This is a genomic window from Pseudomonadota bacterium, assembly GCA_018817425.1.
In the GTDB taxonomy this organism is placed as follows: Bacteria; Desulfobacterota; Desulfobacteria; order Desulfobacterales; family RPRI01; genus RPRI01.
The window spans coordinates 1-20,505 of the sequence record JAHITX010000004.1 but is presented as its reverse complement, the minus strand read 5'-3'; the positions used below and the strand labels follow the sequence as shown (position 1 = coordinate 20,505).

The following is a 20,505-nucleotide window of genomic DNA, read 5'->3' as shown; positions in this document are numbered from 1 at the left end:
TCTGCCAAAAATTATGATTATAAAATTACAGTAAATTTTTATGGATAATATTCTGCCATGGTTTGCCTTAAAAAATGTTCCTGGAATTGGAAATCATCTTTTTAAAAAATTAATTAATCACTTCAAATCACCTGAAGCAGTGCTTAAAGCTTCCCGTGAAGAACTATCAAGTATAGATGGCATATCAGACAAGCTTGCAATTGCTATTAAAAAATATAAGGCGCATAAAAATTTTAAGAATGAAATAGAAGCTGTAGTAAATAAAGGTTTTAGAATTGTAACCATGTCGGACAGGGATTATCCGCCACTTCTTCTGGAAATACCCGATCCGCCCCCTTTTCTATATGTTTCCGGGAATCTTGACAGTTCTTCAAAAAACATAGCTGTTGTAGGCTCAAGGAATGCAACAGGCTATGGTATTTCAATAACAAAAAAACTTTGTTCAGATCTTGTTTCCCACAACATAACGGTTGTAAGCGGAATGGCAAGGGGAATAGATACAGCCGCTCATGAAGGTTCTTTAATCGGTAAGGGCAAAACAATAGCAGTGCTTGGAAGCGGTCTTTGCAGGATTTATCCTGAGCAAAACACAAAACTGTTTCAGATGATTTCGGAAAACGGTGCTGTAATATCGGAACTTCCTTTAATGGCAGAACCTGATTCATTTAATTTTCCTGCACGAAACAGAATAATAAGCGGGATTTCACTTGGTACCGTTGTAGTTGAGGCCACCAAAAGGAGCGGATCTCTGATTACAGCGAGATTGGCGGCAGAACAAAACAGAGAAGTGTTTGCAGTGCCGGGAAGTATTCAGTCTTTTAAAAGCACAGGCACTCACACATTAATAAAGCAGGGAGCCAAACTGGTTGAGAATGTAAAAGATATCATAGACGAGCTTTCAAATATACTATCACCTGCAAATGATATAACAATACAGGAAGAAAAAGAAACTGCATATAAAAATATTCGTCCAGACTCCGATGAATTACTGGTATTAAAAGCTCTTGAATCGTATCCTGTCCATATAGACGAACTTGCCCGCAAAGTAAAAATACAGCCGGGAAAACTCCTGAGCATACTATTAACTTTGGAATTGCAGGACTTGATAAAACAAGAACCTGGAAAATTGTTTTCTTTGAGAACATAATTGAAATAAAGTTAAAAATTTAGTGAGGAATATTAAGTGAACAAACCGCTTGTAGTTGTTGAATCTCCAACTAAAGTCAGAACAATAAAAAAATATATAGGCAAAGATTATAATATAGTTTCAACCGTTGGACACATAAAGGATCTGCCGACAAAAAAAATCGGAATAAATATAGAAGAAGGTTTTCAACCCGAATATGTGAATATTCCGGGAAAACAAAAAGTAATAACCAACCTTAAAAAAGAAGCAGGTGATGCTACCGATATATTTCTTGCGCCTGATCCTGACAGGGAAGGTGAAGCAATTGCATGGCATACTGCTGATATATTAAAAAAGAAAGGGCGTAAATTTCATAGAGTTCTTTTTCACGAACTTACCAAAAACGCCATTATTGCAGCAATTGCATCTCCTGAAAATCTCAATGAAAGCAAGTATGAAGCGCAACAGGCCCGCCGGATATTAGATAGGCTGGTAGGATACCAGATTTCACCGCTTTTATGGAGAAAAGTAAAAGGCGGATTAAGCGCCGGCCGCGTTCAATCTGTTGCACTTCGCATAATCTGTGAAAGAGAACGTGCAATACATGCATTTATTTCTGTGGAATACTGGTCAATAACAGCTCTTCTTGAAACAGAAGATAAAGCAGCCTTTACCGCAAAACTTGTTAAGAAAAACGGGAAAAAGATTGATATCCCAAATGAAGAAACTTCATCGCAAATAGTAAATGAATTAAGCAATACTTTATTTACCGTTCAAAAAGTTCAAAAAAAATCAACCGTAAGAAACCCATTTCCACCGTTTATTACAAGTAAACTACAGCAGGAAGCTATTACAAAACTAAAATTCTCTGCTAAAAAAACAATGGTTGTGGCCCAACAGCTTTACGAAGGAATAGATCTTGGTCCCGGGGAACCGGTTGGATTGATAACTTACATGAGAACCGACTCAACAAGAATATCCAAAGAATCGGCGGAAGAAGCATTAATGCTGATAAAAGATACTTTTGGGGAACAATATGCTCTTAAGGAACCAAGGTTTTTTAAAAATACCAAAAAGGTCCAGGATGCCCATGAAGCAATACGTCCTTCATCGGTTTACAATACCCCGGAAAAAGTTGCACCTTACCTTTCTAAAGAACAGCTTGAGCTATATACTCTTATCTGGAAACGCTTTGTAGCATCGCAGATGACTCAGGCCATAATAGACAAAGTAACCGTATCCGTATCTGCTGGCCCGTATACTTTTAATGCAAGCGGATCAAGCGTCAAATTCCCCGGTTTTATGTCTCTTTATTTGACCGCAGATGATGAACAGGAAGAAGAAGAAAAGAAAAAAATGCTTCCCGATATTTCAGAGGGTATGGTTATAAATTTAAACAAACTTGATCCTAAACAGCACTTCACGCAACCTCCTCCAAGATTTTCCGAAGCGTCTCTTGTAAAAGAACTTGAAGAAAATGGTATCGGACGCCCCAGCACATATGCTGCGATTCTTTCAACCATAAGGGATAAAGGCTACGTTGATTTCATAAAAGGCTATTTTAAGCCAAGTGAACTTGGATTTATAGTAAATGATCTTTTGGTAGAAAGCTTTTCGAATATAGTTAATGTTGATTTTACTGCCAAAATGGAAGATGACCTTGATCGGATAGAAGGTAAGGAAGTAAAAATGCTTGATGTTCTCAGCAGTTTTTATACACCTTTTAAAATTGAGCTTGATAAGGCTTCTGAAGATATGTTGAGCATTAAAGGAGTGGGTTTTCCTACAGGCCTGAAATGTCCGGAATGTGATAACGAACTAAAAATTAAAGTTGGGAAAAACGGCCATTTTCTTGCCTGTAGCGCTTATCCGAAATGTTCTTATTCCAGAAATTATAATCGCGATGAAAAAGGGGTAATTTCGCCTGTAAACGTTCCTGAAAGTGAAGTTACGGATTTGTTTTGTGATAAATGCCAAAAGCCCATGGTGTTAAAGCACGGCAAATACGGAGATTTCTTCGCCTGCTCCGGCTATCCTGACTGCAAGAACACGCAATCAATAAATTCAGACGGACAAACAAGCAATACAGGAATTAAATGTCCGGAAAAGAAATGTACCGGTGAAATCGTTGGGAAAAAATCGAAAAGAGGAAAGCTCTTTTATGGGTGCAACCGATATCCTGAATGTACTTATGCAACCTGGGATAAACCCGTTGAACAAAAATGTCCCTCATGCGGTGCGAACTTTCTTCTTGAAAAAACCACAAAAAAAAGCGGCACGGTTTTATACTGTATAGTGCAAGATTGTGGTTACAAAGAAAATATATGAGTAAATTGTTATTGGAGGACCGGTATGAAATTTGGTAATTATGATTGCTTTTCAATCGAACTAGGAGATTTTGTTTTAGATGGTGGCGCTATGTTTGGTGTTGTTCCAAAAATTTTATGGGAAAAGAAAATACCGGCTGACAAAAATAATTTTATCCCCATGAAAGCAAGATCTCTTTTAATACAGGGAAACGGGAAAAATATCCTAGTTGATAATGGGCCAGGAAGCAAATTATCGGAAAAAATGAAAAGTATTTATAAAATTAATGATCAAACAACTGATATTAAGGCTATACTTTCAAAACATCAACTGACATGCGATGATATTACCGATGTAATTATAACCCACCTTCATTTTGATCATGCAGGAGGCTCAACAATAATAATAGATAATGATATAGTCCCGACATTTCCTGCAGCAAAATACTATATACAAAAAAGCCAGTTTGAAGCAGCCATAAATCCCGGCATAAAAGAAGCCGGAAGTTATTTTGAAGAAAATTTTCTGCCTTTGGAAAAATCAGGCGTCCTGGTAATTCTTGATGGCCCGGCAGAGTTATTTGATGGCATAGAAATTCTTATATCAAATGGCCACACTCCGGGACAACAACATCCTCTTGTAAAGGGAAAAGAAGATTCACTTTTTTATTGTGCCGATCTTATTCCTACCTCAGCCCATATTCCGATTCCATGGCATATGGCATATGATAATGAACCATTATCTATTCTTGATGAAAAACAGGAAATTCTTTCTAAAGCTATATTGGAAAACTGGATCTTATTTTTCGAACACGACCCTGTGGTTGCTGCCGCTTCAGTCAAAAAAGGCGATAAAGGCATTACTATAGATAAAGTTATAACTATTTGATGTCAATACTTTTTGTCCTTTCTCTATAAGAGATAACTTCGCCCGTTTGGGCAGGAGTTATCTCTTATAATAATATATTGTGTTAGAATTCAATCGAAGCATTTAATCCACAAACTAAAGTATCATCAAGTTTTCCATTAATATTGTATGAATTTCCGTCAATCTCCCTGTCAGCTCTTTTTGAAAGAGGAAACCAATATTGAACGACAGGCTGTATCGAAGCATGTTTTGCAATGGGAATAGTAAACCCGGCCATAATCATACCATCATGGAATGCCTTATATTTTTCACCGGTATAATCACTTGTTGAGCTTTCGTATGTTTTCCAATAATCGGAATCGCCTACAAAATATCCGGCTGAAGCGCCCAGATCCAGGGTAATCTCCTTAATGATCGGAATGGAATGTGATAGTGAAAAATTGATATATGTTCCTGAATATTCATTGATATCCCTATAAATAGCAAGCGTCGGGCTTAGAAGAATATCATAAGTAGCTGAAACAAATATTTCTTCAGTTTGATCGACATATCTTGTAGCATAGAAGATATATCCGCCAGTAAGTGCAAGTTTATCTATCTCATAAGTATAGCTTAGTGTAAGGTCAGTTTCATTTAAATTAACCTCATCATATCTTTTTTTTCCTGTTGTTGAATCTATGTCGGGAGCAAAAGACTGAGTTGCATTTTCATTTGTGTCAATATTTCCCCACATTGCCATACTGAATCCTTTGTAGGAAGCCTCCAGCGCAGGCTGGATGATTGCACTATCCTTGCTTAATTCATAGCCCCTGAAGACATACTTGTTAAAAATCCCAACCGAAGCACTTCCTGATACCACATCTTCTTCTGCATACGCCATTGATGTTACCACTGTAATCATTAAAAATAATATAGCTGCCGATAATAAATACTTTTTCATTTTTCCCTCCAAATCTAATTAAAATAATAAATATATTTTTTGTTACCATGCAAAAATACTCTTGCTTACAGTCATATATACACATGAAAATAATTCTTACATCAATCGTTTCTTTTACCCCCACCCCCTTTATAAATATTTTGGTTTTTGATTAGTATTCTTGCTCTGTCATTAATATAGCTATAACCGTGCCAAAGCTTAACTATTTGATTTAATATGATATGTATGATTTGCTGAAATACATTATTGTAATATTATTGCAATATATTTACAATAATGTATTGTTTGGCAAGTTATTTGGGGCTGGTTTGTATAAGCTCGGTGGTTTAAAACTGAAGAACCAATTAAGAATAAATGATATTATAAGAAAGAGGGGGATATTTCCATACTCCCGGAACCGGCAGAATATATTGAGCCTCAACAGCCTGCCAGTAAAGATCGGGTCTTAACTCTCTTAACTTTCCATCATCCGGTGGTCTTGCATGATCAGTGAAAGAATAAATTGCCTGGAATATACAAATACTATCCTTTTTATCTTTGGCCACAACATAATTCTTTTTGAAAACATTAGGAGAAATAAAGTTCGATGTGGAAATCTGATTGATTTCATCATCACCAAGCTTCATCAATATTGCTTTCGAAATCCCGCGTTCTGAAATCCGTATCAACGCCCTTGAACCGCTACTTCCAACATAAACAGTTGTAATGCAGGGAATTCTTTTAAAGTACTGCGCAGCCACTATCGCGGCAGTTCTTCTGCCTCCTGCCATTACAGGAAGAGCATAATATTCATAAAATTTTTTCTGGATATCTTCTGCGTACTTATCTCCTTTTTCATAAATATCCTTTGAAATATAACGGAGGTTGCTTGCAAGATTTTCAGCTGCTTCCATCACAGGCCAATCTATTCGTACATGAAAATGCGACAGGATATATCTGTCATTTATTCTGCTTGCAGGGTCCCTTTGAATTAGAAGGGCATAATCAACGGGAAGAAGCATTTGGGTAAAATCAAAGAAACGCGCCGAATCAAAAAATTTTTGGGTTCTGTCAAATTTACAGGTAAGCGGCAAAGTTTTTGACTTTATAATATTATCTTTAGTCGTTTTATTTATATCATAGAAACTGATATATTTTTTATGGTCCGCAGATATTGAGTCTTCAACAAATAATATAAGAAAAGTATTCTGAGATGCATACTCTATGTCGGTTACTCGGGCGCGTGGTTTTAGTTCGCGTTTTTCAACGAAAGGATAGTCTGTATTTTTACTTAGAAAATTATTATAGGAATCAACAAGAGCATATTGGAGCAAAAACTGATCAAGGTCATCTCTTAACAACTCATAATATGAGCGTCTCAACTTATTAGCCTGACTTAACGCTTCTCTTACGCTCCAGAAAGTCACAATTTATTCTCCTGATATTTTGTTTTTATATAGGTGGTTTATAGCATTGTTTAAGGTTACAGTCAATGCTAATAATAAAGCAAAAACAAATCTTGGAAATAAGCCGAAACTATTATTCTTATTAGTTTGTAAAAAGTTTAATCTGATTACGCCCTTCTTCTTTTGCCTGATAAAGAGCCTTATCTGCCATTGTTATAAATGAACCATATAATGAATCCTGCGCTGGGACTCCTCCCGCAACTCCCATACTTACAGTAACTATTTTTGCTACAGGAGAATATTCATGAGGCATATTCAAATCCTTTATTGACAATCTTAGTCTTTCCGCAACTACCATTGCGGCATTAGCATCTGTATCAGAAAGCACAGCAATGAACTCTTCACCTCCGTAACGCGCAATAAGATCTCTCGGTCTTTTAGAAGCTTCTTTTAAAACTCTTCCTACCAGCTTGAGGCACTCATCACCAGCCTGATGGCCATAATTATCATTATAAGGCTTAAAATGGTCTATATCTATCATAACAAATGACAAAGGTGTTCTCTCCCGAATAGCGTTTCTCCATTCCTTATCAACAAAATCATCAAAATGACGACGGTTTGGAATTCCTGTCAATCCGTCCAGGGAAGAAAGATCCTGTAGTATGATGTTAGTTTTTTCAAGTTCTTTTTTTACTATCAGCAATTCTTCTACTTTTTGTTTTAGCTCAAGTGACTGTTCATTAATAAGCCTTTTTTGATTATACAATGCAAGGAAAATCTTCACCTTGCTCATCAGGATAATCGGTTCTATGGGCTTAAATAAAAAATCAACAGCCCCTGCTTCATAACCACTCAATAAATATTTTTGCTCCTTACTGATCGCAGTCAAAAAAATTATAGGGACGCTTTTACTTCTTTTAATTCCCTGCATAAGCTTTGCAGTTTCATAGCCGTCCATTTCAGGCATCTGCACATCAAGAAGTATAAGAGCAAAGTCGTATTCCAAAACAAGGCCAAGGGCTTCATTGCCTGAAGATGCCTTTACAATATTTAATTCGGGATTCTCAAGCAACGCTTCCAGAGCAATTAAATTCTCCGGCCTGTCATCTACAATAAGTATGTCTGTTTTTTCCTTAAAAGTCATAACAACTCTCCGTTTTATTATCTTACAGACAGCTACTGTTTGATAAAATCGGCAAGTAGCAAACCAATTTTATCCAGAGTTAAAATATAATCAATTTCGGAAACTGCTATCGCAGCTATGGGCATTGAATCACGCTCAGCAGTAAATGGGTCCTGGACAATTACAAGCCCTCCGTATTCCTTTATTTTATGCAGGCCTTGGCTGCCGTCACTGTTGGCTCCGGTAAGAATAATACCGATAAGCTTTTCTCTGTAGGCATCTGCTGCAGTTTCAAACAAAACATCAATCGAAGGTCTCGCATAGTTGATATGTCCGGAAACAGACAAAGAAAATGTTTCGTCTTCCTCTACCATCAAATGGTAGTTGGGTGGAGCAGTATAAACTACTCCACTCTTAATTTTTTCTTTTTCTTCGGCTTCTTTTATTTTCATATGGCATTGCCTGCTTAACACTTGATGCAGCCCTTTTGATTGTGGAGATAAATGCAAAACAATAATTATTGCCTGATTAAAATCATCCGGCAAATAGGATAAAATGATACCAAGGGCCTCAATTCCCCCGGTTGAAGCTCCAATTACAACTGCTTTATATTTATTCATCAATTCAGCTTTACTCATATTTCTTATTGTTGAAGCGGTATAACTGTTTAAGGTTTTTAGGTTCACGGTTCACAGTTGGTTACCTTGACTCCTTCATATTTCTTGAAATAGTTGATGAATCCACGAACGGTGGCTGGGTTCGTCTGGCTTGCTCGTAAATTTTGCTCTCTAACCCTGAACCCTGAACCGTGAACCTGGGTTATGATTTTTTTCTGTAGATAGCTTCACCTGCTACCGCATTCTCAAAATTATCGGCACATTCTGAAAATCTTATGCTCTCTTTTGAACCCAAACAAAGAAATCCTCCGTGACAAAGGCTTTCATGGAAAAGGTTTAAAACGCGATTCTGCAATGTCTTATCAAAATAGATAAGAACATTTCTGCACATAATCAAATTCATTTCACCGAATACCCCATCTGTTACCAGATTATGGTCGGCAAATACTACATTTGCTTTCAGATCCTTCTCCATTATCGCAGAATCGTATTTTGCAGTATAGTAGTCGGAAAACGATTGTTTACCACCGGCTTTTATATAGTTGGAAGTATATTTTTTCATATTATCAATTGGAAATATACCATCTCTTGCCTTACTGAGGATAACCTCATTAAAATCAGTTGCGTAAATCTGTGTTCTTTTATAAATAGCCTCTTCTTTAAGCAGAATGGCCATAGAATAAACCTCTTCACCTGATGAACATCCGGCATTCCATACTCTTATAAACGGATATGTTTTTAAAGCCGGTATCACTTCTGTTCTAAGCGCTAAGTAGAATGAAGGATCACGGAACATTTCAGTTACATTTATAGAAAGATCCAATAGCAGGGTTTCAAAAAATATAGTGTCATATAAAAGTTTATGCTGCATCGCAGAAAGGCTTTGAAGCCCTGAAGCTGTTAGCCTGTGGACTAGTCTCCGTTTAATGGAAGCCATTGAGTAATTTCTGAAATCATAGCCATATTTCAGATAAATTGCTTCTATAAGAAGTTTTATCTCAATATTTTCACTTTCCATGGGTTTCAATTCTTATACAACCACACCCGCATAAGAGAGAGTAATTTCTCAATTTCAAACGGCTTTGCCAGATAATCACTTGCTCCGGCTTCTATGCACTTATTCCTTTCGCCGGTCATAGCTTTAGCCGTAAGCGCAATAATCGGCAAAGATTTAAACCTGTCTTGCTTTCTGATCTCCCCCATTGCTTCATATCCGTCCATTTCGGGCATCATTATATCCATCAAGACAAGATCGGTTTCAGGATTATCACTTAAGCGATCCAGTCCTTCCCTGCCATTTTTACCCACAATTACTTCCATCCCTTTTTCCTCAAGAATATTTGATACTGCAAAAACATTTCGCATATCATCATCTACAATGAGGACTTTTTTGTTTTTAAATACCGATTCCTTATCATGAACCATGCGGATCATCTTTTGTTTTTGTTCCGGAAGATCCTTTTCCACCCTATGCAAAAACAGGGTTGTTTCATTAAGAAGTCTTTCATAGGATTTCTCGCCTTTTATAATAATTGCTCCGGCCTGCCTTTGCAAAGCAACCTCATCTTCACGTGAAAATTCTTTGCCGGTATAGATAATAACCGGAATATCCTTTATGCTTTTATCGCTTTTAATCTTTTCTATAAGAGCTGGTCCGGAAAAATCCTTTAAATCAAGATCAAGTATGACACAATCGAATGCTCCTGTCCTTAATAATTCATAAGCTTTATCTCCGGCTTCGGCAATTTCTATACGGACATCTTTCCCATCAAGCAACTCTACGATATTCTTTCGTTCTATGCCATTATCTTCTACAATCAGAAGATGCCCCACCTTTTTTGTAATAATATTTTCTATCTTTCCAAAAGCAGAATCAATATCCTCTATAGACACTGGCTTGACAAGAAATCCTATTGCCCCCATTTTTTTTGCAATATGGCTTTTATCATCAGAAGCAGAGATGAAATGAACGGGTATATGCCGGGTTACAGCGTTTTCTTTTAATCTTTCCATCAGGCTTAAACCGTCCATCCCCGGCAAACCGATGTCTAAGATAATAGCATTCGGTTTATAATAATCCGCAAAATGCAGGCCTGTTTCACCGGAACCTGCAATTAATCCTTTGAAGCCTCTTTCACGGGCAAGATCCAGCAAAACTTCTGCAAATTTTGAATCATCTTCAATAATTAATATTGATTTATCTTCTGATGTAATCTTTATTCTATCATCTTTTATAGATTCCAGTTCTGTTTGTATGGGTTCGGTTTGTTGATTGGTTCTTCTTTTCTCTGCCTCATCGGCCGGGCTTATATCAGGTGACTTTATCGGAAAAGCCCTTACATCCGATTCTTTGGTTCTGTCCTTAGCTTCTTGTTTTTTGGGGTTTTCCGGAAGATATAGAGTAAACACCGTACCCTTTCCTTCCGTGCTTTCAAGCATAATTTCGCCTCCAAGCAGCGTTGCCATTTTTCTTGAAATAGTGAGCCCCAGACCTGTGCCTCCGTATTTTCTGGATGTGGTACCGTCTGCCTGTTGAAATGCTTCAAAAATTGATTGTTTCTTGTCTTCAGGAATTCCTATGCCTGTATCTGAAACAGAGAACGCAATGGTTTTTTTATTGTCAAGGCCCATTTGTGAAAGATCAACATCATTACCGGGACGGAAAATATCAAGAGTAACAGCTCCCTGTTCGGTAAACTTAAAAGAATTGGAAAGAAGATTTTTTGCAATCTGTTCAATCTTTTGCCTGTCGGTAATAAAACCGGGAGGAACCCCATCTTCCTTTTTTATTGTAAAAGTCAATCCTTTTTCCTCAGCAATTGCCATAAAGTATCGCTTTAAGGTGTCACTTAAATCCTCTATTTTCATATGCTCAAAAACACATTCCATCTTTCCGGATTCAACTTTAGCAAGGTCCAATGCCTCATTGATAAGTTTTAAGAGGTCTGCTCCGGCATCATGGATAGTTTGAACAAATTCAACGTTTTTCTGATCAAGATTCCCCTTCTTGTTTTCAGAAAGCAGTTTTGAGAGAATAAGAATACTGTTTAGCGGCGTTCTCAGCTCATGCGACATGTTTGATAGAAAATCCGATTTATATTTACTTGTAACCTCCAGATCTCTTGCCTTTAATTCAATCAGCCTTTTCGCTTCTTCCAACTCAACATTCTTCTTCCTGACATTTTCTTTTTGTGCTTCGAGCAACAGTGCGTTCTCTTCAAGATCAACATTCATCTCTTCCAAAGCTTTCTTCTGATCCTTCAATTTATCTTCAGATTCTGTTAAAGCCAGTGCCTGTTCCTCAAGTTCCTGATTTACCTGTTGGAGTTCCTCCTGCTGGACCTTCAGCTCGGAAGACTGCGCCTGGGTTTCTTCCAGAAGTTTACGGGTACGGATATAAGCTTCGCAGGCATAGATGGAAATCGCAATCCCATTGCCTGCCTGATCAAGAAAATCCTTCTGCATGTCGGTAAATTCCTGAAAAGAACCAATCTCTATTACCCCTTTAAGTTTATCTTCATAGAAAAAGGGTGCAAACAGGATGTTGCGGGGAGCGGATTCACCCAGGCCTGAATTTATTTTTATATAATCATCCGGAACATTATTTATGGTAATGCTTTTCTTTTCTATAGCAGCTTGCCCAACCAGACCTTCGCCGAATTTAAACTCATCGGGAATTTCTTTTCTTTTTTTATAGGCATAGCCGGCAGTTAACTGAAGCATATCTTTGTCTCGGACCAGATAGAGCGCACCGATTTTTGCATCCAGGCGGGTGCAAAGATAGTCGATAATTTTTTGGGATAGCTTGGCAAGATCCTGTTCGCCACGAATTCTCTCGCCCAATTCAGCCTTGCCGGCTTTTAACCAATTCTGTTCCTGTTCAAAGTGCTTGTTATCTTTTAATGCACGGGTCATATTATTAAAAGCAAGCGTTAGAATCCCTATTTCGTCACTTGATTTTGAAGCAATCTCTTCCTGAGTAAAATCACCGGCAGCAATTTTTTTAGCGCTTTTTGTTAACTCCATAAGAGGAGTTGTTATGGAACGCACTATTTTAATTCCGATAAAAGTATTTATGGCAACTAATATTCCGGCCAATACAAAAAAGATCCATAAAGAAGCCGAAACGATCCACGATGAAAAAGCACTGATTTCAGTAGTGTATTCAGTAAAAAGCGCTTTATTTTTCCTGTCAAGATTAAATATTTGCACTAACTGCCAATTTTTTCTCATATTGAATTCATCTGTTTTATAAAATTGTTCCGCTAACATTAGAATCTGTTGCATATTCTTCAAAGATTCTGATGAAGTATTAGCGATTTTTTTTCTCAGTTGAGTTTGAGGAATAAGAGTTGCCACTATCACCATAGCTTTGGCTTTGTTATAATTTAGTGTCTCAAAGCTTTCGGAAACTCTTCCGGCAATATCGTCTAAAGATGTTGTTTTTGTTGCTTTCACTAAATCCGTGATAGCCATTGTTCCGGCTATAGAGCTGTTAAGATGCTTTGTAAAGTCATTGTATGTTAAAACTGCCGTTTCATCCACCAGATCAGAAGGGTCATCCCTTTGTTTCAGTAAATATTCCCGAAACAACGAGATTGCATCAGAATATTGAATCTCAGTTTTGTGTTCGGCACTCATTATAGTTCCTACCATATTAATCAACACCATCAAAAAAGCCGAAACAGCAAAGAACAATACAAAAGCCGCAATAGTAGAGATGATAAACGCATAAATTTTTTTGCCGATGGAATCTTTTGTTGAAAATATCATAGCTTAAATCTCTCTTCATTAAAAAGTTTAAGGCAGGCATCAACAGCTGCCGTATCATAAAGGATACCTTTTTTTTCGGAAATTTCATCCAGTGCTATATCAATTCCTAACGCAGGGCGGTAAGGACGGTGTGAAGCTATGGCCTCCACCACATCAGCTACAGCAAGTATTCGTGACTCAAGAAGAGTGTTCTCCTCTTTAAGGCCCTGAGGATATCCTGAACCGTTTATTCTCTCGTGATGTTGATAAACGATTTGAGCCACAGGATAAGGGAAATCTATAGTTTCAAGTATTTTATAACCGGCTACAGCATGCATTTTTACAAGTTCAAATTCGATATTGTTCAGTTGTGATGGTTTGGTAAGAATTTCCGATGGAACATTCAGTTTGCCGATATCATGTATAATGCCAGCCATTCTCAGTCCCTTGATCTGCACTTCGGTTAGTTGCATCTCCTTTGCAATAGCTACAGCCAGACTTGTTGTCCTTTCCTGGTGGCCGGCTGTATACATATCCCGGTTTTCCACGATCATAGCCATTGCACGGACGGTATCTTCTACATTTTGTATCAGCCGTTCCTCCGCCTGTTTACGTTTGCTTATGTCGGAAAGAATACCCTCATAGTATAGCAAAACACCGTTTTCATCTCTTACGGCACGCGCATTTTCTGATACCCAGGCTTTAGTTTTATCTTTGCGATAGACAGGATATTCAAAATCCCTGACTTCACCATGGCTTTCCATAATACGACTAAACTTGGCATAATCATCAGGGTTAATATATATCTGAAGGCAAATATCCGTAATATTTGTCATCAGATCCTGGGGAGAATCGTAACCAAACACACGGGCAAGGGCGGGATTGGCAGAAATTATTTTCCCATCGGGCAAACGCTGATAGATTCCGTCAAGTATATTTTCAAAAATCGAACGGTATTTTTTCTCACCTTCACGTAACTGTATATAAAGTTGAGTTCTTTCCAGAATAGGGGAAATAATGCTGACAAGAATACCAAGCACATTCAACTGCCCCAACGTGAAATGGCGGTGGTTTTTTGTAATATTCACATTCAGCACACCGACTAGTTTGCCGCTTGACATCATTGGCATGGAAACAGAAGTTTGAATGTCGCTGCGCGGCATGAAGGGCGTAACACGCGGGTCATTAACTTCTCCCCGCAACACCAGGGGCTCCAGGTTGCGTGCCACCCAGCCGGCAATTCCTTGCTCCAAAGGTATCTGCACCCCGATTTTTTCCGTACTTCCATTACCGCGTACAATAGCAACATAAAGCGCTTTACCGTCTGCTGTTGGCAGCATGATGGAAACTTCATCTGCCAAACACTGCAAAAGAGCAGCATCGGCTACTCTATTCATAATTGAATCCAGATCGGAAGAAAAAGCTATAGCTTTTCCCAGTTCATGAATAGCAACAGTTTCACGCAATTGCATGTTTTCTGTTCGCAAACTGCGCATCTGCATAGCACGGGAAAGTATAGGAAGAAGATTCTTCAGCCTGAAAGGTTTCTGAATGTAGTCGAAAGCGCCCGTCTTCATTGCTTCAACAGCAGTTTGTATAGTTCCATATCCTGTCATTACAATGCAGACAAGATTAGGATCAATTTCAAGTCCTGCACGCAGAATATCTATTCCACTGACTCCCGGCATCATCAAATCGGTTATGAGCAGATCGAATTCCTGTTTTTTAAGAGATTCTAAAGCTTCTGCGCTTTTGCAAAAACCCACTGCTTCATAACCCTCTTCAATTAGCAATTTACAAAGAGGTTCCATCATTCCGATTTCGTCATCCAAGACCAAAACACGCCCTGCTTTACCATTTGATTTCTCAGTTGTCATATTTTCCATCGGCCAACCTCTTAAACAAAAAAGTTAAAACTCAAACCCCTTTTCATTAAAAGTCTTAAGACAGGCATCCACAACTGCCGGATCATAAAGAATACCTTTTTCCCCTGAGATTTCCTCAAGAGCTTTGCCAACTCCCAGAGCCGGACGGTAAGGGCGGTGGGATGCTATGGCTTCTACAACATCGGCAACACTCAATATCCGTGTTTCCATAAGAATATCCTCGCCTTTAAGGCCATTTGGATAGCCTGAACCATCCAACCTTTCGTGATGTTGTAAAATAATTTGTGCAACCGGCCAGGGGAATTCTATTTCTTTTAAAATATTATAACCGGCTTCCGGGTGAATCTTTATAAGCTGGTATTCAAGTTCATTTAATTTGGTTGGTTTGCTCAAAATATCGGCAGGAATCGACAACTTGCCTATATCATGTATTGATCCTGCCATGCCGATTCCCTCTATCTGCTGCATTGGTAAATTCATTTCTGAAGCAATTGCCTCCGCAAGTTTGGCCACACGCCTCTGATGCCCGGCTGTATAAGGATCGCGGGTTTCTATCGTTAATGCCATGGTTTGAATAATGCCTTTAGTGGCTTTTTGCAGCCTTTTAAGGCTTTCTTTAAGGCTTTCTTTAAATTTTTTGTCTTCATCTATATTGACAATCAGACCGCGTAAGCCGACAATTTTATTATCTTTGATTATCGAGCGGCTTGACGAACTTATCCATATTGTTTCCCCTGTTTTTTTAACAATCCTGTATTCACTCGGTTCAAGATGTTTTGACAGCCTTTTGTCAAACTGCTTCTCAATAAAGGGGAGATCATCCGGACAGATAAGCATAAATAATGAATGGCCGGTAATTTCTTCCTGACTATATCCTGTCAAAAAAAGCACAGAAGGACTGATATAGGTAACAATCCCTTTGGTATCTACCGTATAAATAATATTGGTGATGTTTTCGACAAGCTCCCGGTATTTTTCCTCGGATTCTTTCAATGCATTTTCACTTTGCTTTCGCTTTATTTTTAACTCCGATTCCTTCAAAGCTCTTTTAACTGCCTGTTCAAGCCTGTAAAGTCCTCCTTTATTCACATAATCAGTTGCGCCGCTTTTTAACGATTCAACGGCAATTTCCTCACCCATCGTACCGGTGACAAAAATGAACGGTACATCAGGACATCTTTTCAGAGCAATAGAAAGCGCAGACAGTCCGTCAAATGCAGGGAGTGTAAAATCTGCAAGAATCAGGTCCAAATTGTGGTTTTCTATTGCAGAAAGAAAGTCTTTTTCATTATCCACACGAATAATTTCATACTCAATTCCTGCAGCAGAAAGAGTTTCCTTTATCAGCTCAGTATCAAGCAAACTGTCTTCAAGATTCAGAATATGTAAATTTTGTTTCATAATAGTCTTTGGTTAAGCATCAATCTTACTTTCTCACACCGATCCCTGTTGACCCGGCAAACTAAAATATAAAGTAGCCCCCATATCCACGGCTCCTATAGCCCAGGTTCTTCCTCCATGCCGGTGTATTATCCTGCGAACATTTGCAAGCCCTATGCCAGTGCCTTCAAATTCCTCATCCCGGTGCAGACGCTGGAAAACGCCGAAAAGTTTATCTACATATTTCATATCAAAACCAGCGCCATTATCTTTAACATAAATACATATTTCATCATTAATATCGGGCATACTTCCGATTTCTATAATAGCCATGTTTCTTTCCCTGGTAAATTTTAAAGCATTCGATATAAGATTTACAAATACCTGCTTTAACATGGCAGGATCTCCGGTAACATCGGGGAGATTGCTGATTTTCCATTCGATATTTCTTGCTTTTGTTTCAATTTTAAAATCATTTATCACTTCGCTGACAAGGCTGCCGATATTTACATTCTTTTTCATCATTTCAGTGCGTCCCATGCGTGAAAAAGACAGAAGATCATCAATAAGCGCTCCCATCCTGGCTGCCGAATCCTTGATAATTTCCAGATAGTGCCTGCTTTTTTCATCAAGCGATTGATTTATGCGTTTATCAAGCAGTTGCGCAAAGCCTGTTATATGTTGCAGTGGTGATCTTAAATCATGAGAAACAGAATAACTGAAGGACTCAAGCTCCTTGATTACTTCCTCAAGCCGGGCAGTGCGCTCCTGCACACGTTTTTCCAGCCCGGCATTTAATTTCTGGATCTGCCTCTGGGATTCTTTCTGATCTTCTACAATACTTAACAGCACATGGCGTGATTCTTCGGCATCCTCAAGCAGTTTCTGTATTTCTTCATTGGCGGCAAGCATTTTTTCTTCTGCCAGCTTTTGCTTAGTTATATCCATTATATTGCCGAACACACGGGCTATCTTGCCTCCTTTGCGTTCGGCCTGCCCGGTTGTCCAGACCCATATCAATGTTCCATCCGCCTTTATTGAGCGTATGGTAAGATCATAGGATTCGCCATTTTCAAGAGCCCGGCGGAATGCTTCGTTAAGTATTCCCTGGTCTTCAGGTAAGTAAAACTTCGTTTCAAAGTCAGGGTTGCCCGGATCGTATTCTTTTGATACGCCGTGAATATTATAAACTTCATCACTCCATAACATAGTCCTGTTTTCTATATCATACTCCCATCCTCCGATATTGCTTATTTTCTGGGTTTCTTTAAGAAGACTTTCACTTTTCCGGAGGTTTTCCTCCGTTAGTTTTTGTGCAGTAATATCTCCGTGTATACCTATCATTTCTGTCGGGTGGCCCTCGCTGTCCCATTCAACAATCTTGCCTACAGAAAGAATCCATACCCATTCCCCGGATTTTGACCGCAATCTGAATTCAACTCTGAAAATCGGAACTTCTTCTTTAATGCATGCTTCATACATTTTCGAAACTTTTTGGATGTCGTCAGGATGGATTTTTTCAAAAAACTCGCCAACTGTTTCTAATATATCAAAAGAGCCTATACCCGTCATGGTATCGTATTCGGAATCGGTAGTTGCTTTGCCGGTTATTAAGTTTAAATTATAGACGCCAAAATCAGCACTTCTTAATGCCAGTTGCAGCCTATTTTTACTATCGCGCAAAGCCTTTTCCGCAGCTTTGCGTTCGGAAATATCGCTAATAAAGGCATAGTAGTATTCCGGCAGTCCTTTTTTATCACTTACAATATGAACTAATAATTCAACAGGAATAAGGGAGCCGTCTTTACGAATATATTCTTTTGTATAACGGATGGGTTTTTCTGAACTTCGTAACTTTTTAAGCACTGTTACTTCGGTTTCAAGCCATTCCGGATTTGTGAAATGGTAAGGTTGTTTTGTATTTTCGATCTCTTCCCTGCTGTAACCAATGAGGCTTGCAAAAGCATTGTTGAATAAACCAATGTGACCGTCAGGATATCTTACGCAAAAAGGCTGAGAAGATTTTTCAAGTAAATTTGCAAAAAAAGCAGCTTCCTGCCTGCTTTCATTAAGTGCTTCTGCTGTGATGCGTCGCTCCTGTTCGGATGCAAGCTGCTGCCTGAGAATCTGGTTATTTCGCCGTTTCAATACAAAACCTGCAGCAAATAAACAGGAAAAAAGCAGGGCAAGCACTATCGCACCATTTTTCCAGGCATGTCTGCGCACAATGGCATAGATTTCCTCCCGGTCGATCTTTGCTACCATGAACCAGTTTGTTCCCGGAATGCTTCGCACCTCTGCAAGCACCGGCACATTGCGGTAGTCAATTCCCTCTACAAGTCCTTTTTGCCCTGATATGGCAATAGCAGCAGGAAGATTTTTCTTAGTATCAAAAGGTATCCGCAAATTAAGGGCCGTGTTTTTCCGGTGACGAAGTTCATTTAAAAACAGGATATCATTGCCTTCGCGTTTCACAAGAAGAGTTTCGGCGCTGTATCTGGCAGAGGGCCATGTTTGAATCAGGGGATACAAGAGCTTGTAAGGATCGATCTGTATCATCCAGGTTCCTTTTGCCATACCGCCTGCACCCTGTTTGATTCCTACCGGAATATATATGCCGAGATGGATATATTGCCAGTCATCGTGCCCTCTATGCAAATCTATAGGCATAATAGTATCGGATTGCAAGGCAGCACTGAAATATTTGTTGTGCGAAATATTATCAACAGCTAAACCTTTTGGAACAGATAGCAGCGGAACTCCTTTTGAGTCAAAAAGAACCATCTGCCTGTATTCATGATATTTCTGCCGGTTTCCCATCCATTCAAGCAATTCCTGCCTAAGGGTAGTATCTTTTGAACCCGATAGCAGTTGCAGAGCTTTTTCCCGGATTATGAAATTGTTTGAAATAACGCCGGCATCTCTTAAAAAACTCTTATGCCAGCTTTCAATCTGACTGACTTTAAGATCGGCTACTGCAGAAATTTCTATTTGTGCCGCTTCTCTTGCTTCTGAAAACTGGCGTTTTATATCAAAATATCCTGGAATTACTACAGCAAGAACCAGAAACATAAAGACCACCGTAATCGCTTTCACAGACCAGCGGGGCGGTGAAAATTTTTGCTGTGCGGAAGTATTTTCTAAGGGTGTTTTCAGGTTCATGGTATCAGTTATCAGTTGACGGTTATCAGTTGACAGTTAACAATTATCAGGTTTTGGTAATGTATCATCTCTATCGGCATAGCATACCGGCCGGGAGGATTTATGTATAATTTCGGCGTAGAATTGCGCCTCTTTGTGACTTTGGGCAACGGCTTCTTCAGCGATTGTGAGCTTGTACTTTGATGTAAGAGCTTTTACAAGACTGAGGATAGAAGAAGCTTGGGGCAGTACAAAAATCTTTTCCGTTTGCATTTCCGGTTTCATAATGCCCTCCAAAAACCAAAGGTTAAACCAAGGTCGTTCCCGGCGCAGTATCCGTTGATGCTTTTTGAACTATATTATATTCTTTTTAACATTTATGCTCAATATGTCAAACAATTAATATAAGATACGATAATTTGCGGTGGAATAATATTTTTATTATTAGATATATCGGCATAGAAAGAATTGATAAAGTATTATGGTTGAAAGACAATAATCAATAATGTTTTTAACAATATGAAATAAAATAAAAATGCCAGGGTAACCGCATTTAGAAATAATGGTTATGTACAAACAACTTAAACCGTCATGCCGGACTTGATCCGGTATCCAGAACCCAATGTAATTACTGGATAGTGCTAATTTCACTGCGTGTCCTGACTTCGCAGGAATGACAAAAGGTGTTGATTCTGCTTTCTATTTTCTCAACAAACAGTAAATTAATCAAAACAGAGTGTATGAAAAATCCAAATGCGGTTACCCTGACAGATTCCCCCTTAAAAAAGGGGGATCAAGGGGGTTGTAATAAAATATTGTGCAACCCGAAATTGGAGGTTCTATCAAGAATGTAGGATACTGTATGATATGAAACGACTATGGGCATTGGAGTCTGCGAACTAAACAACCCCCTTGCCCCCTTTGTTAAGGGGGAATTGATGTTGATTTATCTACGTGGAGATCATGTGAATTCCAAATGCG

General features: G+C 38.6%; 13 protein-coding genes. 3 read left to right on the top strand and 10 right to left on the bottom strand.

Going from position 1 to position 20,505, the window contains the following annotated elements:
* Nucleotides 1–40 precede the first annotated feature (40 nt).
* Genes dprA through KKC46_00890 form a run of 3 tightly spaced genes read left to right on the top strand, consistent with a single transcriptional unit; the run spans nucleotide 41 to nucleotide 4,321 of the window.
* Nucleotides 41–1,147: a DNA-processing protein DprA gene (gene dprA / locus KKC46_00900; protein MBU1052371.1), complete on the top strand. Its 1,107-nt coding sequence runs from the start codon at nucleotides 41–43 to the stop codon at nucleotides 1,145–1,147.
* Between the two features lie 36 nt (nucleotides 1,148–1,183).
* Complete coding sequence (gene topA, locus KKC46_00895) at nucleotides 1,184–3,454, top strand: type I DNA topoisomerase (GenBank protein MBU1052370.1); 2,271 nt, start codon at nucleotides 1,184–1,186, stop codon at nucleotides 3,452–3,454.
* Nucleotides 3,455–3,478: 24 nt separating this feature from the next.
* Nucleotides 3,479–4,321: an MBL fold metallo-hydrolase gene (locus KKC46_00890; protein MBU1052369.1), complete on the top strand. Its 843-nt coding sequence runs from the start codon at nucleotides 3,479–3,481 to the stop codon at nucleotides 4,319–4,321.
* 82 nt (nucleotides 4,322–4,403) lie between these two features.
* Here the strand turns inward: KKC46_00890 and KKC46_00885 are convergent, their stop codons facing one another.
* The 10 genes from KKC46_00885 to KKC46_00840 all read right to left on the bottom strand — a co-directional run bounded on the left by KKC46_00885 (nucleotide 4,404) and on the right by KKC46_00840 (nucleotide 19,809).
* Nucleotides 4,404–5,240: a hypothetical protein gene (locus KKC46_00885; GenBank protein ID MBU1052368.1), complete on the bottom strand. Its 837-nt coding sequence runs from the start codon at nucleotides 5,238–5,240 to the stop codon at nucleotides 4,404–4,406.
* Nucleotides 5,241–5,584: 344 nt separating this feature from the next.
* A complete protein-coding gene (locus KKC46_00880; protein ID MBU1052367.1) occupies nucleotides 5,585–6,646 on the bottom strand; it encodes a hypothetical protein in 1,062 nt (353 codons plus the stop codon).
* 121 nt (nucleotides 6,647–6,767) lie between these two features.
* On the bottom strand, nucleotides 6,768–7,769 hold the full coding sequence (locus KKC46_00875) for a diguanylate cyclase (protein MBU1052366.1): 1,002 nt from the start codon (nucleotides 7,767–7,769) through the stop codon (nucleotides 6,768–6,770).
* Between the two features lie 32 nt (nucleotides 7,770–7,801).
* Nucleotides 7,802–8,368, bottom strand: coding sequence for a chemotaxis protein CheB (locus KKC46_00870; protein ID MBU1052365.1), 567 nt, complete (start codon nucleotides 8,366–8,368; stop codon nucleotides 7,802–7,804).
* 199 nt (nucleotides 8,369–8,567) lie between these two features.
* Entirely contained in the window at nucleotides 8,568–9,383 is an 816-nt protein-coding gene (locus KKC46_00865) for a protein-glutamate O-methyltransferase CheR (protein MBU1052364.1), read from the bottom strand.
* Between the two features lie 5 nt (nucleotides 9,384–9,388).
* Nucleotides 9,389–13,138 (bottom strand): response regulator, encoded by a 3,750-nt coding sequence (locus tag KKC46_00860; GenBank protein MBU1052363.1) that lies wholly within the window; start codon nucleotides 13,136–13,138, stop codon nucleotides 9,389–9,391.
* Complete coding sequence (locus KKC46_00855; protein ID MBU1052362.1) at nucleotides 13,135–15,003, bottom strand: response regulator; 1,869 nt, start codon at nucleotides 15,001–15,003, stop codon at nucleotides 13,135–13,137. Before KKC46_00855 ends, KKC46_00860 begins: the two co-directional genes overlap by 4 nt.
* A 24-nt stretch (nucleotides 15,004–15,027) precedes the next feature.
* Nucleotides 15,028–16,404: a PAS domain S-box protein gene (locus KKC46_00850; protein MBU1052361.1), complete on the bottom strand. Its 1,377-nt coding sequence runs from the start codon at nucleotides 16,402–16,404 to the stop codon at nucleotides 15,028–15,030.
* Between the two features lie 33 nt (nucleotides 16,405–16,437).
* Nucleotides 16,438–19,545 carry a PAS domain S-box protein gene (locus KKC46_00845; protein MBU1052360.1) on the bottom strand — a complete coding sequence of 1,036 codons (3,108 nt, stop codon included), beginning with the start codon at nucleotides 19,543–19,545 and terminating at the stop codon, nucleotides 16,438–16,440.
* Between the two features lie 36 nt (nucleotides 19,546–19,581).
* Nucleotides 19,582–19,809, bottom strand: a complete 228-nt coding sequence (locus KKC46_00840; GenBank protein ID MBU1052359.1) for a hypothetical protein — start codon at nucleotides 19,807–19,809, stop codon at nucleotides 19,582–19,584.
* Nucleotides 19,810–20,505 lie beyond the last annotated feature (696 nt).

Bases quoted from the DNA above. Each gene is read 5' to 3' on its own strand.
- dprA (MBU1052371.1), top strand. From the start codon at position 41: ATGGATAATATTCTGCCATGGTTTGCCTTAAAAAATGTTCCTGGAATT.
- KKC46_00890 (MBU1052369.1), top strand. From the start codon at position 3,479: ATGAAATTTGGTAATTATGATTGCTTTTCAATCGAACTAGGAGATTTT.
- KKC46_00885 (MBU1052368.1), bottom strand. From the start codon at position 5,240: ATGAAAAAGTATTTATTATCGGCAGCTATATTATTTTTAATGATTACA.
- KKC46_00875 (MBU1052366.1), bottom strand. From the start codon at position 7,769: ATGACTTTTAAGGAAAAAACAGACATACTTATTGTAGATGACAGGCCG.
- KKC46_00870 (MBU1052365.1), bottom strand. From the start codon at position 8,368: ATGAATAAATATAAAGCAGTTGTAATTGGAGCTTCAACCGGGGGAATT.
- KKC46_00865 (MBU1052364.1), bottom strand. From the start codon at position 9,383: ATGGAAAGTGAAAATATTGAGATAAAACTTCTTATAGAAGCAATTTAT.
- KKC46_00860 (MBU1052363.1), bottom strand. From the start codon at position 13,138: ATGATATTTTCAACAAAAGATTCCATCGGCAAAAAAATTTATGCGTTT.
- KKC46_00855 (MBU1052362.1), bottom strand. From the start codon at position 15,003: ATGGAAAATATGACAACTGAGAAATCAAATGGTAAAGCAGGGCGTGTT.
- KKC46_00850 (MBU1052361.1), bottom strand. From the start codon at position 16,404: ATGAAACAAAATTTACATATTCTGAATCTTGAAGACAGTTTGCTTGAT.
- KKC46_00845 (MBU1052360.1), bottom strand. From the start codon at position 19,545: ATGAACCTGAAAACACCCTTAGAAAATACTTCCGCACAGCAAAAATTT.
- KKC46_00840 (MBU1052359.1), bottom strand. From the start codon at position 19,809: ATGAAACCGGAAATGCAAACGGAAAAGATTTTTGTACTGCCCCAAGCT.